Origin of the sequence: Frankia sp. R82, from assembly GCF_023716925.1 — a bacterium.
Lineage (GTDB): Bacteria > Actinomycetota > Actinomycetes > Frankiales > Frankiaceae > Frankia.
Map to the genome: position 1 here is coordinate 20,696 of NZ_JAMQQG010000290.1, position 16,250 is coordinate 36,945.

At 74.0% G+C, this 16,250-nt stretch carries 11 protein-coding genes and 1 pseudogene; 4 read left to right on the forward strand and 8 right to left on the reverse strand.

The genetic code is table 11. The annotated features are described in order from the left end of the window. The first annotated feature begins 55 nt into the window (after positions 1 to 55). Entirely contained in the window at positions 56 to 1,558 is a 1,503-nt protein-coding gene (locus ND747_RS22505; RefSeq protein ID WP_251736130.1) for a trehalose-6-phosphate synthase, read from the forward strand. Positions 1,559 to 1,576: 18 nt separating this feature from the next. Here ND747_RS22505 and otsB read toward each other — a convergent pair whose 3' ends face one another. From otsB to ND747_RS22520, 3 genes are all read right to left on the reverse strand, one after another. Further along, positions 1,577 to 2,446 (reverse strand): trehalose-phosphatase, encoded by an 870-nt coding sequence (gene otsB, locus ND747_RS22510; RefSeq protein ID WP_251736132.1) that lies wholly within the window; start codon positions 2,444 to 2,446, stop codon positions 1,577 to 1,579. An 84-nt stretch (positions 2,447 to 2,530) separates the two neighbouring features. Then, positions 2,531 to 3,178 carry a LytR C-terminal domain-containing protein gene (locus tag ND747_RS22515; protein ID WP_251736134.1) on the reverse strand — a complete coding sequence of 216 codons (648 nt, stop codon included), beginning with the start codon at positions 3,176 to 3,178 and terminating at the stop codon, positions 2,531 to 2,533. A 7-nt stretch (positions 3,179 to 3,185) separates the two neighbouring features. Continuing rightward, a complete protein-coding gene (locus tag ND747_RS22520; protein WP_251736136.1) occupies positions 3,186 to 3,548 on the reverse strand; it encodes a DUF3263 domain-containing protein in 363 nt (120 codons plus the stop codon). Between the two features lie 246 nt (positions 3,549 to 3,794). Here ND747_RS22520 and ND747_RS22525 point away from each other — a divergent pair, with 246 nt between their 5' ends. Next, complete coding sequence (locus ND747_RS22525; protein ID WP_251736138.1) at positions 3,795 to 4,226, forward strand: RNHCP domain-containing protein; 432 nt, start codon at positions 3,795 to 3,797, stop codon at positions 4,224 to 4,226. Positions 4,227 to 4,403: 177 nt separating this feature from the next. Here ND747_RS22525 and ND747_RS22530 read toward each other — a convergent pair whose 3' ends face one another. After that, positions 4,404 to 5,660 (reverse strand): Glu/Leu/Phe/Val dehydrogenase, encoded by a 1,257-nt coding sequence (locus tag ND747_RS22530; protein WP_251736140.1) that lies wholly within the window; start codon positions 5,658 to 5,660, stop codon positions 4,404 to 4,406. 196 nt (positions 5,661 to 5,856) lie between these two features. Here ND747_RS22530 and ND747_RS22535 point away from each other — a divergent pair, with 196 nt between their 5' ends. Continuing rightward, on the forward strand, positions 5,857 to 7,323 hold the full coding sequence (locus ND747_RS22535; RefSeq protein WP_251736142.1) for a glycosyltransferase 87 family protein: 1,467 nt from the start codon (positions 5,857 to 5,859) through the stop codon (positions 7,321 to 7,323). On the opposite strand, the gene mptB is transcribed toward ND747_RS22535, so the two are convergent. Continuing rightward, positions 7,229 to 9,046, reverse strand: a complete 1,818-nt coding sequence (gene mptB / locus ND747_RS22540) for a polyprenol phosphomannose-dependent alpha 1,6 mannosyltransferase MptB (protein WP_251736144.1) — start codon at positions 9,044 to 9,046, stop codon at positions 7,229 to 7,231. The genes ND747_RS22535 and mptB overlap by 95 nt on opposite strands. A 209-nt stretch (positions 9,047 to 9,255) precedes the next feature. Here mptB and ND747_RS22545 point away from each other — a divergent pair, with 209 nt between their 5' ends. After that, positions 9,256 to 10,953 (forward strand): hypothetical protein, encoded by a 1,698-nt coding sequence (locus ND747_RS22545; protein WP_251736152.1) that lies wholly within the window; start codon positions 9,256 to 9,258, stop codon positions 10,951 to 10,953. A gap of 15 nt (positions 10,954 to 10,968) precedes the next feature. Here the strand turns inward: ND747_RS22545 and ND747_RS22550 are convergent, their stop codons facing one another. From ND747_RS22550 to ND747_RS22560, 3 genes and pseudogenes are all read right to left on the reverse strand, one after another. Then, complete coding sequence (locus tag ND747_RS22550) at positions 10,969 to 12,879, reverse strand: NAD-binding protein (protein WP_251736145.1); 1,911 nt, start codon at positions 12,877 to 12,879, stop codon at positions 10,969 to 10,971. After that, the gene (locus ND747_RS22555) at positions 12,876 to 14,459 is read right to left on the reverse strand and encodes a PP2C family serine/threonine-protein phosphatase (RefSeq protein ID WP_251736147.1); all 1,584 of its coding nucleotides are present in this window, start codon (positions 14,457 to 14,459) and stop codon (positions 12,876 to 12,878) included. The genes ND747_RS22550 and ND747_RS22555 overlap by 4 nt, the downstream gene beginning before the upstream one ends. A 319-nt stretch (positions 14,460 to 14,778) precedes the next feature. Next, positions 14,779 to 16,250: pseudogene (locus tag ND747_RS22560) on the reverse strand (hypothetical protein); the annotation flags it as partial.

Consider the following 16,250-nt stretch of genomic DNA (forward strand, 5'->3'; position numbering starts at 1 on the left):
GTGGAGCGGGTCTTCAGGGCGGCGCAGATGGCCTACCCTCCGCTGTGTGCAACACATGTCGGACGTCACATACAGCGCGCCCCCGGAACCTGCACCGGTCGGGACGGCGCGGGTCCTCGTCGCCTCGAACCGTGGGCCGGTCGCGTTCTCCCAGGGCCCGGACGGCAAGCTGCTGCTGCGCCGCGGCGCCGGTGGTCTGGTGTCCGGTCTCGGCCAGGCGGCCGCCGACGCACCGCCGGACGAGGACGTCATGGTGTGGGTGTGCGCGGCCCTGGGGGAGGCCGACCGGCAGGCGGCGGGCCGGGCACCCGGCGGCCGGCTCGACCGGGCCGGCTTCGACACCGGCCGGGCCGCGGTGCGGATTCTCGACATCGATCCGGCGATCTTCGATCAGGCCTACAACGCGGTCGCGAACCGGGTGCTGTGGTTCGTCCAGCACCTGCTGTACGCGCCGGCGTCACAGCCGGTGTTCGGCGCGCAGTTCCGCCGGGACTGGGCCGCCTATGAGGCGTACAACGCCAGGTTCGCCGAGGCCCTGGCGCAGGAGGCGGCGCCGGGCGCCAGCGTCCTCGTGCAGGACTACCACCTGATGCTCGTCCCCGGGCAGCTTCGGCGCCTGCGTCCCGACCTGCGCATCGCGCATTTCAGCCACACCCCGTGGGCGCCGCCGGACTACTTCCGGATCCTGCCCGACGACGTTGGGCGCCAGATCCTGCACGGCCTGCTCGGCGCGGACCGGGTGGGTTTTCTCACCGATGCCTGGGCCGATGCGTTCGAGCAGTGCGCCCAGGCCCTGCCCGGGGTCGCGGTCCGGCCGCGTCAGCTGCAGGTGGACGGCGGGCGGTCCGTCCGGGTCGGCGTGCATTCGCTGGGGGTCGACGTGGGGGAGCTGCGCGACCGGGCCAGGCAGGCGGATGTGGCCGGGCGGGCGGCGGAGCTCGCGGCGTTGGCCCGGGGGCGGCGGCTGATCGTCCGGGTCGATCGGACCGAGCTGTCCAAGAACATCGTGCGGGGCCTGCTGGCCTACCGCGAGCTGCTGCGGACCCGACCACAGTGGCGTGGACAGGTGATGCATCTGGTGTGTGCCTACCCGTCGCGGCACAACCTGCCCGAGTACCGCGAGTACACCGAGGCGGTGCGGCGCCTGGCCGTCGAGATCGACGACGAGTTCGCCGAGGACGACTGGCGCCCGCTGCACCTCGAGGTGACCGACGACTATCCCCGCTCGATCGCCGCGCTGTCACTGGCCGAGGTGCTGGTGGTCAATCCGGTCCGCGACGGGATGAACCTGGTGGCGAAGGAGGGAGCGGCGCTGTCGCGCCGCGACGCGGTGCTGGTGCTGTCCCGGGAGGCCGGGGCGTACGCCGAGATGGGCCGGGCCGCGCTGGTGGTCAACCCGTTCGACGTGCAGGCGACGGCGACAGCCCTGCACACGGCGCTGGTCATGCCGGCCGCCGAGCGGCGGCGGCGAGCCGTGGAACTCGCCGCCGTGGCGGGCCGACTACCCCCGCGGACCTGGTTCACCGACCAGCTCGCCGCCCTGACCGCCCGCCCCTAGACCGGGGCCGCCGGCCGGTCAGCTGCCGAGGCGGTCGATGAGGACCTCCAGCAGGGACACCATGCCGGCGGGGCCACCGACGACGAGATCGGCTCGTTCCCGCAGGACGTTCGGTACCTCGGGGCTGTCGCTGCACACGGTCAACCCCGGCACGCCCGTCGCCCGCAGGTCGTGGACGGCGTCGAACGCCGGGAGGTCACCGAGGTCGTCTCCCGCGACCAGCACCGAACGGGCGCCGCGGGCGGCCACGAGCTCGTGCAGCGCACCGCCCTTGTCGTGCCCCGGGGGGCGCAGCTCGAGGACCCGTTTGCCGGGTGCGGCCTCCAGCCCGTGCTCCTGGGCGAGTGTGGTCAGCGCGGGGGAGAGAGCGGCGAGGGCGGCGTCCGGGTCGGCCGCGCGACGCACGTGCACCACGAGGGCGTGCTGTTTGTCCTCGACGACGGTGCCGGCCGGCGCGTCGCGCAGCATCCCGGGCAGCGCCGCGCGCACGATGGCAACCCCGGGCAACGGCTCGGGGCTGGTGATCTTCCGCGACCGGGAGTCCCAGCGCTGCAGCCCGTACTGGCCGAGGATGACGAACTCCCCGAGGTCGGACAGCTTTTCGAGGCGGGTCAGCTCCAGCACCGCGGCCACCGGCCGGCCGGTGATGACAGCGACGGTGCCCACCAGCCGGGAGATCGCCAGTAGTGCCTCCACCGCTCCCGGCGCCGGCACGGCGTCGGCGGGACGGGCGACGATCGGGGACAGGGTGCCGTCGTAGTCGAGGGCGACCAGCGCACGCTGCGGTGCGGTCAGCAGCGCGGCGAGCCCGGCCCCACCCGCGGGGGTGCGGGGCGCGGGCTGGGCGGCCTGGTCGTAGGCGGGCTCGTGGCGGATGGATTCGGTCACTGGGCCTTCCCGGGTCGATGTCGGAATAGTCGAGTTCCGGCGGACATGCCCACCATGGGACGTCCCGGCGGGACGATCAGGCGATCATTTTTCCGGGTCGGCGGGGAAGTCGCGCGTGATGACGAGGATCAGGGGATCCTCCACGACGATGCGGGTCTCGGATCGGGGCACGATCCGTTCGATTCCCGGGATGGCGTCCTTGAGCGCCTGGGCGGCCTGCGCCTGGCCGTCGGCGTAGAACACCGTCGGCACCGGGACGTTGTAGGTGGACTGGAAGTTGCCGGTCCGCGAGACCTGGAAGCCGGCATCGGTTACCTGTTTGGCCGCCGACTCGGCCAGGCCCTTGATCCGGGAGTTGTTGAGCACCGCGACCGGGGTGGTGAACGAGGCGCCCGGCTGCCCGGCCGGGCCGGCCGCGGGCGGTGCGGCCGACGGCTGCGGTGACGGTGGGGCGGTCGTGGCCGGGCTCGGCCGCCGGGTGGGTGCGGTCGAGTGAGTGGCCGAGGGCGTCACCGCGGCGGTGCCGAGCCCGGCATCCAACGGGGTGCGGCTCGGCGCCGCGATCGGGGCGCTCGGGTCCTTCCCGGCGTCCTCACCGTTGACCAGGTTGACGACCAGGATGCCGACGAGCACGGCGAGGATCGCGATGATCCCCGCCCACACACCGCGCAGCCGCGATCCCCGCCCCGCCGGGGCGTGCCGCCGCCCCGGTGCACCTGTGCCATGTGCCATGCGGGTGCTACTCCTCGTCCCGGTCGCGTCGACCGACTCGCGCCGATCGACGCTGCTCACGCAGCCGACGAAGCCGGCGGACCAGCATCGGGTCGGTGACCAGCGCCGCCTCGCTGTCGATCAGCCGGTTGAGAATCTGGTAGTACCGCGTCGACGACAGGCCGAACTCGGCCCGGATCGCCTCCTCCTTCGCCCCCGGATGGCGCCACCAGCCCTGCTCGAAGGCGAGGATGCGGGCGTCGCGCTCCGACAACCGGCGCTCGGCCGGTTCGGGGCGCTCGGCCGGTCCGGGCTGTCCGGGGCGTTCGGACTTCTCGGGGCGTTCGGGTTGCCCGGACGGTTCGGAGGGCAGGGGAACGGCGGCCTGCATGGTGCTACCTCCTCGGGACGCGGGCGGGACAACGGACACCACCGAAGGTGGACGAACCACGCCCGGTGTCGTTCGCCGCCACTATTTCACCCCGTCGGTCCGACATCTTCGCTTGTCCCCGCCCACACGTCCCACCCACGCACGTGCGGTCCCCATGGCCTGCCCATGGCCTGCCCACATGGCCTGCCCAGCCGGGCCCCGGCCGGCAGCCCCGGCCGGTAACGAGAAGCCGCTTAGGCTGGGGTGGTGGATCGTCGCTTCACTCGCCGGCAGGAGGACTTCACCTGCCTGCAGTGCGGGCTGGACGTGCAGGGTGACGGTTACAGCAACCACTGCCCGCGCTGTCTGTGGTCGCGGCACGTGGACCGCAACCCCGGCGACCGGGCGGAAGGCTGCGGTGGGGCGATGCGGCCGATCGCCGTCGAGTTCGGCGCGGACCGAGCAGTGCTCACGCATGCCTGCGAGCGCTGCGGAAACTGGCGCCGCTGCCGCACGTCGCCGACGGACGACGGGGACGCGCTGTTCGCCGTCGCCGCGACCGCCGCGGCCGAGGCCGCCCGGACCGGCCAGCTGACCGGGCCCCCGCCGCCTTCGTCGTCGGACGCTCGCGGGCCGCGCAGAGCGACCCCTGTGCATCCTGCACACCCGCGACCCCGAAAAAGGCGTCACAAAAAGTGACCATGGTTGACGGGTAGTGGTGCGTCGGTCGAGGGATGGCGCCGCGTCGCAGGAACGGGCCAGTCGCAGAAACGGGCCAGCAGGATCCCCGGACCGTCCGTTCCTTCCCTTCGGGAAGGTGTCGTGGACCGTCCGGGGACCTGCCCTGGTGCTGTCCGGGAGCTGCCCGCCGGACGGTCAGGGGTACAGACCGCGGGTGCGGTGTGCCTCGGCGACCCGGCTCACCCCGATGCAGTGCGCGGCACTGCGCATGCTGATGCCCTGCGTCGTGGCCAGCATCGCCACCTCGCCGTAGGCGCGCTCCATCAGGGCGGTGAGCCGGTCGTTGACCTCGTCCTCGGACCAGAAGTACGCCTGGATGTCCTGCACCCACTCGAAGTAGGACACCGCGACGCCGCCGCCGTTGGCGAGGATGTCCGGCACGACCAGCACGCCCCGGTCGTCGAGGATCCGGTCGGCCTCGGCGGTGATCGGGCCGTTGGCGCCCTCGACGATGATCCTGGCCCGGATCCGGTCGGCGTTCTCGACGGTGATGACACCCTCGAGCGCCGCGGGGATGAGCACGTCGACGCCCAGTTCGATCAGGTCGTCGTTGGTGATGCTGTCCGTGCCGGGGAAGCCGACGACGGTCTCCGCGCCGTCAGCCAGGTGGCGGATGAGCGCCGCCGGGTTGAGCCCCTGCGGGTTGTGCACCCCGCCCTTGACGTCCGAGACGGCGACGACCTGGCAGCCGGCGTCGTGCAGGTACTGGGCGGCGAGCGCGCCCACCTTGCCGAAGCCCTGGATGGCGACCGTCGTCTCGTGCGGGTCGCGGCCGGTCTGGCGCAGCGCGGCGAAGACCGCGAGCTGCACGCCGCGGCTGGTCGCCCCGGCCCGGCCGGCGGAACCGCCGATCGACAGCGGCTTGCCGGTCACGACACCGGTCGCCGTGTGGCCGGTGTGCGTCGAGTACGTGTCCATGATCCAGGCCATGGTCTGTTCGTCGGTGCCGACGTCCGGCGCCGGAATGTCCTTCTCCGGGCCGATCAGCGGCACCAGTTCGGCCGCGTAGCGGCGGGTCATCCGCTCGCGCTCCTGGCGGGACAGCATCCCCGGCTCCACCGCGATGCCGCCCTTGGCGCCGCCGTAGGGAATCCCCATCAGCGCGCACTTCCAGGTCATCCACATCGCCAGGGCCTTGACCTCGTCGAGGTCGGTGCTGGGGTGGTAGCGGATACCGCCCTTGCCCGGACCGCGGGCGAGGTTGTGCTGGACGCGGTAGCCGGTCAACACCGTCAGCTGCCCGTCGTCCCGTAGCAGGGGCACGGCGACGGTGATCGACCGTCGGGGCGTGCGGAGCAGTTCGTGCAGTCCGTCGTCAAGGCCCAGATGCCGGGCCGCGTTCGCCAGTTGAACGCAGGCCGTGTCCCATGCTGAGCCGGATCCGAGGATCACAGGCACCTCCACGGCGCGTTTCGAGTCACCCTCCGCCGTCGGACGCGCCGCCCGGTCCGCCGGCCACGGCATGCTCCGTTGCGCGCCATGGGCAGTGACTCGATATGGCGGAAACAATAGGTGACGCCGGTGGGAGTCCGCCGAGCGCGTCGGGGTGAGCCATTGCGCATCCCGGGCCCCGGGTACGTTCGCGGACGTGCGAGCGGACCGATCGGCCTGGCTGCCCGGGCCACGCCGCCCGCCGTCGACCGGTCCGTCGGCCGTCGCGGGGCCAGCCACCGGCGCCACCGACGCCACCGCCACAGCCCGGACCGCTCCGGGCTGCCCGCGCCGGGGTGCCCGGCGGCTGGGACTCGGCTGGCTGCTCACCCGCGGGCTGCTCACCGTCCTGGTACTGACCGGGCAGACGTTCGGTGCCCAGCAGAACGTGCAGGGCGACCTGCGGATCTACGCGGACTGGGCGGGCACGCTCGGTCACGGTGGCGGGCTGCCCGTCGGGGACGACCGGTGGCAGTACCCACCCGGCGCCGCGGTCGCGTTCGTCGTGCCGGAGCTCGCGCACACACTTTCGATGTTGTCCTATCGGGTGGCGTTCGTCGTCGCGATCCTGTTGGTGGACGCGGCGGTCACCGTCTGCCTGGCCCGTCGCGCGCGGGACGCAGCCTGGTTCTGGATCATCGGGCTGACCGCGCTCGGCCCGGTGGCGCTGGCCCGCTTCGATCTGCTCCCGGCTGCCGCGGCGCTGACCGCGGTGCTCGCTGTCGCCCGCGGACGTGCCGGACGGGCAGGGTTCGCGCTCGGCGTCGGCGCGCTGCTGAAGGTCTGGCCGGTCCTGCTGCTGGTCGCCCTGCCCCGCCCGGGGGCGAACCCGGGGGCGTGGTCCTGGGTGCGGCTGCGCCGTGTGCTGGGCGGGGTCGTGGGGGCGGTGGTGGCGTTCGGCGTCGTGCTCGCGGCGAGTGGCTGGTGGCGGGACGCCTTCGGTTTCGTGGGCGCCCAGCAGGCGCGCGGCCTGCAGGTGGAGGCGGTCGCGGCGACCCCGTTCGTCCTCGTCCACATGGCAGGTGGGCCGGGGCCGCGGTACTCCTACGGTTCCCTGCAGTTCGACGGACCCTGGGCCCGGGCGGTCGCGACGGCCTGCTCGCTGGGCGAGGCCCTGGTGATCGTCACGGCGGCACTGTGGTGGTGGCGGCGGCCCGCGCCGTCAACCACCGGCCAGGCGACCGCGCGGCTGCTGGCGGGCCGGGCGCTGGCGCTGGTCCTGGTGGTGGTCGTCACCGCCCGGGTGCTCAGCCCGCAGTACCTCGTCTGGCTGCTGGCCCTGGCCACCGCTGGCGTTGCCGTCGGTGGTACTGGTGACGCAGCTGGTGCTGGTGCTGGGGTCGAACCGCCTGGACGTGGGAGAAGCCGGCTCGCCGGGTTCGGATGGTGCGATCGGTTCGGGCGGGTGGGGACGGGCCTGGTGGCCGCCGCCGCGACGTCCCAGCTGATCTACCCCTGGCGGTACAACGACGTCGTCCAGGGACGGATCGTGCTCAGCGTGCTGCTGGTGGCCCGGAACCTTCTCCTGATCATGGTGTGCTGGTGGGCGCTGCGGGCCGCTGCCGCCGCGCCGCCGCCCGCACCGTTCGTCCCGCCGCCAACCCGGCCAGCGCCAACACCGTGACAAGCAGCGCCACGCCGCCCGCCCCGAGCAGCCGCCAGGTGGCGGCCAGGGGCGACAGCGTCGCCAGACACAGCCACACCGACACCACCACGCTCCCCACCGCTGCCCCGCCGACCATGCCGCTGCCGCCGTTGCGGTCACCCCCGCCGGCCGGGGTGGCCGGGGGCGCGTCATGGTCGGCCGCCGCTTCCCGGGGCTGCGCTCCCCCTGGCGGCGCGGTGGCCGTGGAGACGAGGGCCTCGGCGCGCACGGCGGCGAGGATGGCCAGCGCCGGCAGGCACGTCGCCACGTACCAGGGGTAGACGACCGGGTTGGCCAGCGCCACCGCCAGCCCGCCGTAACCGACCACGGCCAGGTCGGGCCGGGCTACCGTGGGCGAGGCCTCGCTGGGCTCGGGCGGCCGGCCCTGACCGGGTCCGTCCTCCGACGGGGACGTGCGGGGCTGGCGCCAGGCACGCAGCACCAGTCCGATCAGGATCGCCGCGGCCGCGGCCAGGCACAGCCCGCGCGATACCCGTAGCGTCGTGCCTGCCGTGGGATGGACGCCGATCAGGTCGAGGACGGCGTCGGCCGTCTGGGCGAGCAGTGAGGCGGGGGCGATGCCGGTGCTCAGGGCACCCGAGGTGGACAGGGCATGGATCCAGGTCGGCCCGAATCCGGCGGCGGCCGTGCACAGCGCCGTGACCACCACGACGGCCAGGGCATCCGCCGCGAGTCGGATCACGCCGGCCCGGACCGGTCGTCTCGCCCCCCGGGCGACGATCAGATGGGCGATGACCAGCCAGACGACCACCGGGAGCACGGTCGCCTTCACGTTGCCGGCGAGCGCGGCGAGCCCCGTCGCCCCGGCGCCCACCAGGACGGCCCACCCGTCACCGGCCGACCTGCTCTCGGCCTGTCCGCTGTCGATCTGCCTGCTTCCGGCCGGCCAGAGGTCGGCCGGGTGGCCGGCGCGGTCCAGGACGAGCGCGGCGACGACGAGGGCCGCGGCGACGGCATCGAGGTGGGCCCCGCCGACGAGGTGGACGCCGACCACCGGATTGGCCGCGACCAGCACCGCGACGGCCGCCCGGCGCCGGGGCGAACGTCCCGCCAGACGCAGCGAGCCGGCGATCAGAGCGAGGGCCGCGACCACGGCGAGCACCCGCAGCGCCGCGACCGCTCCGGCCGGTCCGCCGCCCACCACCGCGGCGGCCTTCTCCAGGGCCACCGCCGCCCCGCCGTACGGGCTGTGCGTGAGCGTCCAGCGGGGGTCGACGGCGCGGACGAACGCCGCCCCGGATCCGTCCGGGGCACCGGCGGTCGTCAGCAGCGCGATCCCGTGGGTGGCCGGGTCCAGACCGAGGCGGGCGAGCTCACCCTGACCCGCGTAGGCGTAGACGTCCCGGCTGAACAGGGGCGGACCGACCGCGAACGGAAGGGTCCAGACAAGCGCGGCGAGCAGCCCCGTCCGGGCGGACACCCGCCCGACCAGGGCGGCGAACGCAAGCGCACCCCAGCACGCACACAGGACGATGATTCCCAGGGCGGACAGGCCCGCCAGGACGCCCCTCGTGGTCTCGCCCGGTGGTGCCGATGGGAGAATTCCCCACCAGGATGTCGGGTCGGTGACGTTCGGATCACGTGGTCCGAGTCGTCCCTCGGTGATCATGGCTGTGGCTGCGGCAAGGGCACCGGCGACCACCAGCCCGAGAATCCAGGCCGGCGGTGCGGTGCTCGTCACCCGCTCGCCGGAGGGCACGGCGCCGGGAGATGATCGGTTTGGCACGGCGGATGGACCGTCGGCGATGGCTGGGGAGGACGCGCGTGACGGCCCTCGCCTCGACCGGCCCGTCCCTGCCCGCCGGTCCCGTTGCGGCGTCCGCCGCCGATCCTGCGGATCTGCCGCTCGACGCGCGGGCATCACCGGAGAGCGAGCGCCCGGGGCGGCCGATGCTCCCGGAGACGGCGCCGGCGGGGCTGGCGCCGGTGGGCGAGACCGGGCCTCGGGTGGCTCCACCTGCCCAGACCCCCTTCCTCGCGCTTGAGCCGCCGCAGCGGCGCGGGCGGTTCGTCCGCGGTCTGCTGGTGGTGGCCGCGATCGTCCGCCGCTGGCCGTGGACGTTGACCGCCGCCCTGTGCCTACTGTGCCTGGGGCTGAAGGTGACCGGCCCGGACACACCCGCCCAGGAATACCGAGTGTGGCTGTTCCGCCACGGAGGGCCCGTCCTCTGGGACGATCAATGGTACGGCGGACATACGATACCCGGGTACAGTGTGCTGTTCCCCCCGCTGGGTGCACTGCTCGGGGCGGAGCTGCTGGGGGCGCTGGCCTGTCTGGCGTCCACCGTGATCGTCACCCGTCTGCTGCGGGGGCCACGGGCCCGCGGTGGGCATGACCTGGTGCTGGTCTGGTTCGCGGCGGCCACGGTGGCGAACCTCGTCGTCGGCCGGATGCCGTTCGCGCTCGGGATGGCCTTCGGTGCCCTCGCGCTGCTCGGCACCCGGGAGCGGCGCAGCGGCCTGGCCTGGGCCGGCGCGGTGCTGTCGTCGCTGGCCTCGCCGTTGGCCGCCGGATTCGTGCTGCTGGTCGGGATCGCGCTGCTGCCGACGATCGGCTGGCGGCGGGTCGTCCCCTTCGTCGGCGCCCTCGCCGGCATCATCGTCGCGCTCGCCTTCCCCGAGGACGGTTACCAGCCGTTCCCCGCGGTGACCTACCTGTCGCTGCTCGCGCTGATCGGGGTGGGCCTGCTCGTCGTCCCGCGGGAGGCGCGGGCCATCCGGTACGGCCTGCTGCTGTGGGCGGCGGCTGCGACGCTGTTCTTCTTCGTGCCCACCCAGATCGGCGGGAACATCACCCGCCCGGCGACGCTGCTCGCCGGGCCGGCCGCGGCGTTGTTGCTCGCCGACCGCCGCCGGGTGCTCGCCGTCGTGGCGATCCCGCTGATCGGCTGGCAGATCGGCCCGATCCACGGTGCCCTGCTTACCCGGGGCGACCCGTCCGCCAAGGCCGGCTACTACACCGGTCTGCTCGACTATCTCGACCGTGGCACCCCCGTGCCCGCCGGGCGGGTCGAGGTCCCGTTCACCGAGGCGCACTGGGAGGCCCGCTACGTCGCGCCGTCCGTGCCGATGGCCCGCGGCTGGCTGCGCCAGCTCGACAGCCTGTACAACTCCCTGTTCTACGACGGCACGCTGAGTGCCGCGACCTACCACCGCTGGCTGCTTGCCCGCGGCATCCGCTACGTCGCCCTGCCCGACGTGGACCTCGACCCCTCCGCCGTCGCCGAAGCCGCCCTGCTGCGCGCCGGTCTGCCCTACCTCGACCTCGCCTGGCAGGACGCGCACTGGAAGGTGTGGCTGGTCAAGGACTCACCCGGTCTGGTCCAGGGCCCCGCGAGCCTCACGGAACTCGGCGTGAGCTCGGTCGGTGTCGACTTCCGCGCTCCCGGCATCGCCACGGTGCTCGTCCACTACACCCCGTACTGGCAGCTCGCCCAAGGCCAGGCCTGCGTCTTCCGCGCAGCTGGCGGCTGGACCGGCATCGTCACCGAAGCCCCCGGTCCGGTGCGCCTGACCGCCCGCCTGTCCGTGGACGGCCTGACCCGAGCCAGCGCCCTCGACTGTCCCGTCGACCAGCGCATCGCCTGACCCCCCGAATCGCGCTCAGGTCGGCTCGTCGAGGCGGACGATGCGCAGACCCGCCTCGGCGAGGATCATCGGCATGGTGCGGATGACCTCGCGGTCGCGGTCGCGGTCGACGTCGGTGAGTGCGTCCCAGCCGACCATGGCGGGATGCCGACGGTCAGAGCCGCTGTCCTGGCGCACCGGGCCGAGGCGGTAGCCCTCGGCGGTCCGTTCCCGCAGCCATCGTTGGTGTTCCAGGGGGGCGAGGTGTTCGATCTCGGCCTCGGTGAAGGCGAAGTCGGTGTCGGCGGCGCCGGCGGGCAGCAGCATCAGGTTCTGCGCGCGCAGGATCTCGCCGAAGCCGGCGACCTGGTCACGGTTGGAGTCGCGCAGGTCGTCGGGCAGTTCGTCCCAGGGGACCATCGAGCGGCGGGAGTGCAGCGCCGCCCCGCGCGCCAGCTCGGCGGCGACGAACCGGGCATGGGTGGCCTGCGCGAACCGTTCCATCAGGTCGGTGTCGCCGAGATCGATGGGTAGCGCCTCGTCCTTCACGGCAAAAAATCGTACGCCACCCTGAAGATCCTCGAGCAGGGGGCGGGGGGTGGTCGGGGTCAGGCGCGCCGATTCTGGCTGGCCGAAGACGTCCTGCAGACTGAGCTGACGATCGGTGCACACGACGACGGTGCTGTGGCCGACGCCGAACCGGTCGTTGACCAGCTGGGCTGCGTCCAGGCCGCACAGCAGGGCCTGTTCCTCGTCGTCCGGACAGACGTAGACGAACTCCGGCGGCGCACCGACCCCATCCGGGCCGTCCGGGCCGTCTTGTCGGGGTGTGGTGAGCATGGCCGAGGTCAGCTCGCCGTGCGGGGTGTCGTGCCCGGTGAGGTGGATGTGGGCCAGCGCCGGCTCGCGGGCCCGCAGGGCGGCGAGCTGGGCGGTGGCGGCCGGATCGGACACGGCCACGGGTAGCAGGGGCCCGCTCGGGCCGGTGTAGGACGACCAGCGACGGGCCAGCTCGAGCACGAGAGCCCGGCCGAGTCCGGACAGGCCGAGCACCATCAGCGGGGCCGGCGCCAGACCGGGTGGTGCGGGCGGGCCCGCCGTGGGGTCCGCGGCCAGCCAGCTCGGGGGGTGCCGGGCGAGCATGGCATGTGCGCCCAGCACCTCGACGGCGAAGAAGTCCAGCCGGAATCCGGTGTCGTCGCTCAGTCCGATCCGGCGGGCGCGCAGGTGCGGGATCAGCGCGAGATCCCCCACCTGGGCCAGGCAGCGCAGCGGTTGGTCCGCCCGGGAGGCGGCGAGGCGGCGGGCAGCCAGCGCGATCGCCAGGTTGGAGGAGGTGTCCGGCAGGCAGCCGTAGACGACGTCCGCCCGCGCGACGCCCGCCTGGGCGAGGACCAGGGGCTCCACCGGGTCGCCGACGACCCGCAGCAGGCCCGGGGGGAGCTCGGCGTCCGGGTACTCCCGCTCGGCGTCCTCGGCGACGAGCACCACCCGTCTGGACCGGGACAGCCGGTCGATCAGCGCGGTCACCGTCGGACCGCTGCCGCAGACCACAACGTGATACCGGGCGCGGCGGGCCCGGAAGCGTTCGAACCGTTGCGCGAAGACGGTGCTCACGGCGTCGGCGACGCCGACGGCGGTGGCGATCGGTGCGAGGAAGCGGGCGATCTCCAGCGACAGCGGGTAGTGACCGAGGTCCTGGAAGATCGTGCCGTCCGCGATGAACAGGGTGGCGGCGAAGAACACCACGTTCGGCCAGCTGAACGTGTGCGGATCGGCGTGGAACTTCCGGTAGGCGCCGATCAGGCCCAGGGTGAAGGCCACGATGCCGAGTACGGCGAACACGGCGAGCAGATGGTGGCGCAGCCACCGGGCCAGCCGGCCGGCCAGGGCGAGCGGTGCCGCCGTCGCGGGATGTGGCCGGTGCCCCTGCCGGCCGGGTGTCACCTGCCGGCGGGTTCGGACACCAGGTCGGCGACGACGATGGTGGTGTCGTCGCGGGCCCCGGCGAGCAGCGCGGCTTCGACCAGCGCGTCAGCGGCCCGCTCGGGTGGCTCGGAACCGAGCTCGCCGAGCAGGCCGTCGAGCTGCTCCGGTGTCATCACCTTGGTGATTCCGTCGCTGGCCAGGACCACCCGGTCCCCGGCCCGGACCGGCTCGCTGAAGATGTCGGCCTCGATCTCGTCGGCCAGCCCCACCGCGTTGAGCAGCGGGCCGTTGCGGATCGCGTGCGGCGTGGTGAGCGTGCGGGGCCGGCCCCGCCCAGGCTGCAGCCAGACCGAGCTGTCCCCGACGTGGGCAACGGTCAGGAACTCGCCCGTGCTCCGCTGCCGGCCGAGAATGACGACGTCGAGCGTGCAGGCCATGCCGAGCCAGGTCGGTTCCTCGCGGGCCCGCCGACGCACCTCACGGTTGGCTCGTTCGACCGCACGGCGCAGGCCGATCAGCGGATCATCGGCGTACTGCGGGCGGAAGCCGGCGACCGTGGTGACGGTCAGGGTCGAGGCGATCTGGCCGGCCGCCTCGCCACCGACTCCGTCCGACACGGCGAGCAGGCCGTCGACGACGACGAAGGCGTCCTCGTTGGGGCCGCCGCGCTTGCCCCGCCTGGTCCGGCCGGCGGCGGCCAGGCGCAGCGGGGCGGCCGTGGTCTGTTCGGGCTCGGTCGCGATGAGGTCCGCGGCCTGCTCCCGGGCCGGACCGGAGGAGATCGTCGATGCCGCGGCGGAGCTCTCCCAACGCGGGTCCACCCCGGCTGCGGACCGGGGCCCGGTGCCCGCGACGACCGCTGCCACCGGCGCACCCTCGCCCGACCCGGCAGGTGCGGCCACGGCTGCGGCCGGCGCGCCGGCCTGGGCCGTCAACGGCGGCCCGAGCGGGTGTTCGCCGGTCACCGGGTCGAAGTACCGGGTCGCGTTCTCCCGATCATCCTCATAGGGCGACAGCTGATGCGGCGGCGTGGCCGGCGGTGGCGTCCAACCGGTCGCATCCGGATCCCGACCCTCGTCGTATCCGCTGTGTGGCACCTGCGCGGTCACGTCCCCTCCCCATGCTGCGCCCGCCTTGCCGCCGCTGTCGTTGTGCTCCTGCCGCCTGGACGACTGTTCGGACCGTGCGGCCTGGCTCGTGGCCCCGGTATCCCAGGTGCCGTGATCGTCCCATGAGTCGGCGGTGCCGTCGGGCGGGTCGAAGCCGGTGTCGACCGAACCGGACACGCCGGGCGTCGGCGATCCTCCGGCCGATGGTTCGGCCGGAACGCTGGCCGGCGACCCCGCCGGGACGGCCATCGTGGGCGCCGCACCCGGCTGGTCGGCGAGGTCGTCGGCGGCGGGCGGGGGCGTCGTGGTACTCGTGGTACTCGCGGTCTCCCGGATCGGCACCGCCCCGGACGGATGTCGCTGCCGGTCCAGCCCGCGGCCGCGACGTTGACCGCTGGGGCGGGCCGGGCGGTTGTTGAGAACCAGAAAGACCACCAGGGCCACCAGCAGCACCACAATGAGCATGATCGGCACCAGCGAGCTACCCATGGCCTCCGTCCTCGCCGAACCATTCACGATCACGCTGTCGGACGTGTCGCCGGGTGTCTTCTGTCATACCCAAAGGCACCGCGGCGCCGCAGGTCCCGTCCGTGTCGCGACACCGACACGGACGCGGGTTCGGGTCATTGTTTCAGACTCCGCCGAGCTCGAGTAGGGCGAACCGCACGACGGCGCCGGTCCAGACGGTGGCCCGGATGCCGATACGGCGCACCGGCGGGCCTCCCGCGGCCAGGATGCGCGGCCCGACGCGCGGTCGGGGAGGGGCCCTGCCGGCCCGGTCGCCGCTGTCCCCAGCCCGTGCACGGCCTCACCGTGGCCCTGGCTGGGCTGCCCAGGTGGCGGTGGCGAGGGTGAACGTGAGGGGCGGCACGGGCAGCCCGAACGAGCGGCGCCGTCGCCGGTTCGGGCCATGCTCGGCGATCGCGGCGACGATCCAGGCCTCGACCGTGCGGGCAAACTCGGTGGCCGCCCGCAGCCGGACGCCTTCGGCTCGATCCGGCTGGTGGAGTCGGTCCGGCAGATCGGCTTGCCCGGGTCGCTCGGGGTGGGGGGCGTGCTCGGGCAGGGTCGGAAAGTAGAGCGCGATCAGGCGGCGGGTCACCCGCTCCAGGTCCGCCGGCTGGGGGCCGCCGGTGTCGGACCAGGTGCCGTGCAGGGCCCCGTGGAAGTACCGCTCCGCGGCGGTCGCCAGCTGGGTCCGGCTCGGCTGGGCCCTGTCGTCGACTGCTCCGGACGCGCCCCAGCGGCACAGGGCGCGATAGAGATCCTGGTCCGCGCTCCAGTCGGGCACGTGTCGCGCGAGCAGGCCGAAGGCCCGGGCGGCGTCGGGCCGGCCCGGCCCGCAGGCCGCGAGAAACGCCGCTGCCGGACTGAGCCGCCCGGACCGGCTTTCGTCCTGCTGTTCGGTGCGCGTCCCGGCCGGTGCGAGTCGCCTGTCGAGCTCGTCGCGCAGGGTCCGCAACTCGCCGTCGCTGCTGGCTCCGGCGCTCCCCGTCGCCCCGGCCCGGGCGTACAGCGCCAGCAGCTGGCGCAGCACGGCGTGCCGCCGCTGCGGGTCGACTCCGGGAGCACCCCCCGCGGTCAGCGCGCGGTAGTACGGCCGGGCCCCGGTGGCGAGTACCGCCCGGCGCAGGTCGTCCGTCCCGGACCAGTCCGGGACGTAGCGGACGAGCAGCCGGAACGCGTCCGCGCCCGATGCCTGGGTCTCGCGCATCAGTCGGACGACCGCGGCGGCCGGCGACTCCGCGGACCTTGAAGGCGTCCAGCCGGACCTCGACGGCGTCCAGCCCGAGCGCTGCCCGGCCCGGACGGGGGCCGGTGTGGCGGCGTGGGCGGGAGATGGACGGTGGCCGTCCGGACCACTGCGCTGCCCGACCCGCCAGGCGGGGGAGTGGTCCGGACCCAGCGCGTCCAGCGTCCGGGTGGCCAGCTGGCAAGCCAGGTCAGCCGGCGCGGGCAGCTCACAGGCGCCGAACAGCGCCGTCAGGCCGGCACCGAGCGTCACCCCGGCCTCGTCCAACGCCGCCGTCACCGCCCGCACCGGCGAGGGCCCGCGCAGCGCGGCGAGCGCGTCGGCCAGGGCCACAATAGCCCCCGCGACGCGTTGTTGCGCTTCGCCGAGGGCCGCCTCGACCCCCGCCCTGTCGGCGGCGGTCGGCTGGCCGGCGGCCATGGCCGCGCCCGGTCCGGAGGAACGAGTATCCCCCAGCCGGGCCAGTACCGTGGCGACGATCGCGGCGCGGGCCGGCCCGGCGGACGCCTGCCGCGGCGGGGCCCGGG

What these genes read in the sequence shown, in the direction of transcription:
- ND747_RS22555 (WP_251736147.1), bottom strand. Translation starts at nt 14,459, where the DNA reads ATGGGTAGCTCGCTGGTGCCGATCATGCTCATTGTGGTGCTGCTGGTG.
- ND747_RS22545 (WP_251736152.1), top strand. Translation starts at nt 9,256, where the DNA reads ATGCTCCCGGAGACGGCGCCGGCGGGGCTGGCGCCGGTGGGCGAGACC.
- ND747_RS22520 (WP_251736136.1), bottom strand. Translation starts at nt 3,548, where the DNA reads ATGCAGGCCGCCGTTCCCCTGCCCTCCGAACCGTCCGGGCAACCCGAA.
- ND747_RS22505 (WP_251736130.1), top strand. Translation starts at nt 56, where the DNA reads ATGTCGGACGTCACATACAGCGCGCCCCCGGAACCTGCACCGGTCGGG.
- ND747_RS22515 (WP_251736134.1), bottom strand. Translation starts at nt 3,178, where the DNA reads ATGGCACATGGCACAGGTGCACCGGGGCGGCGGCACGCCCCGGCGGGG.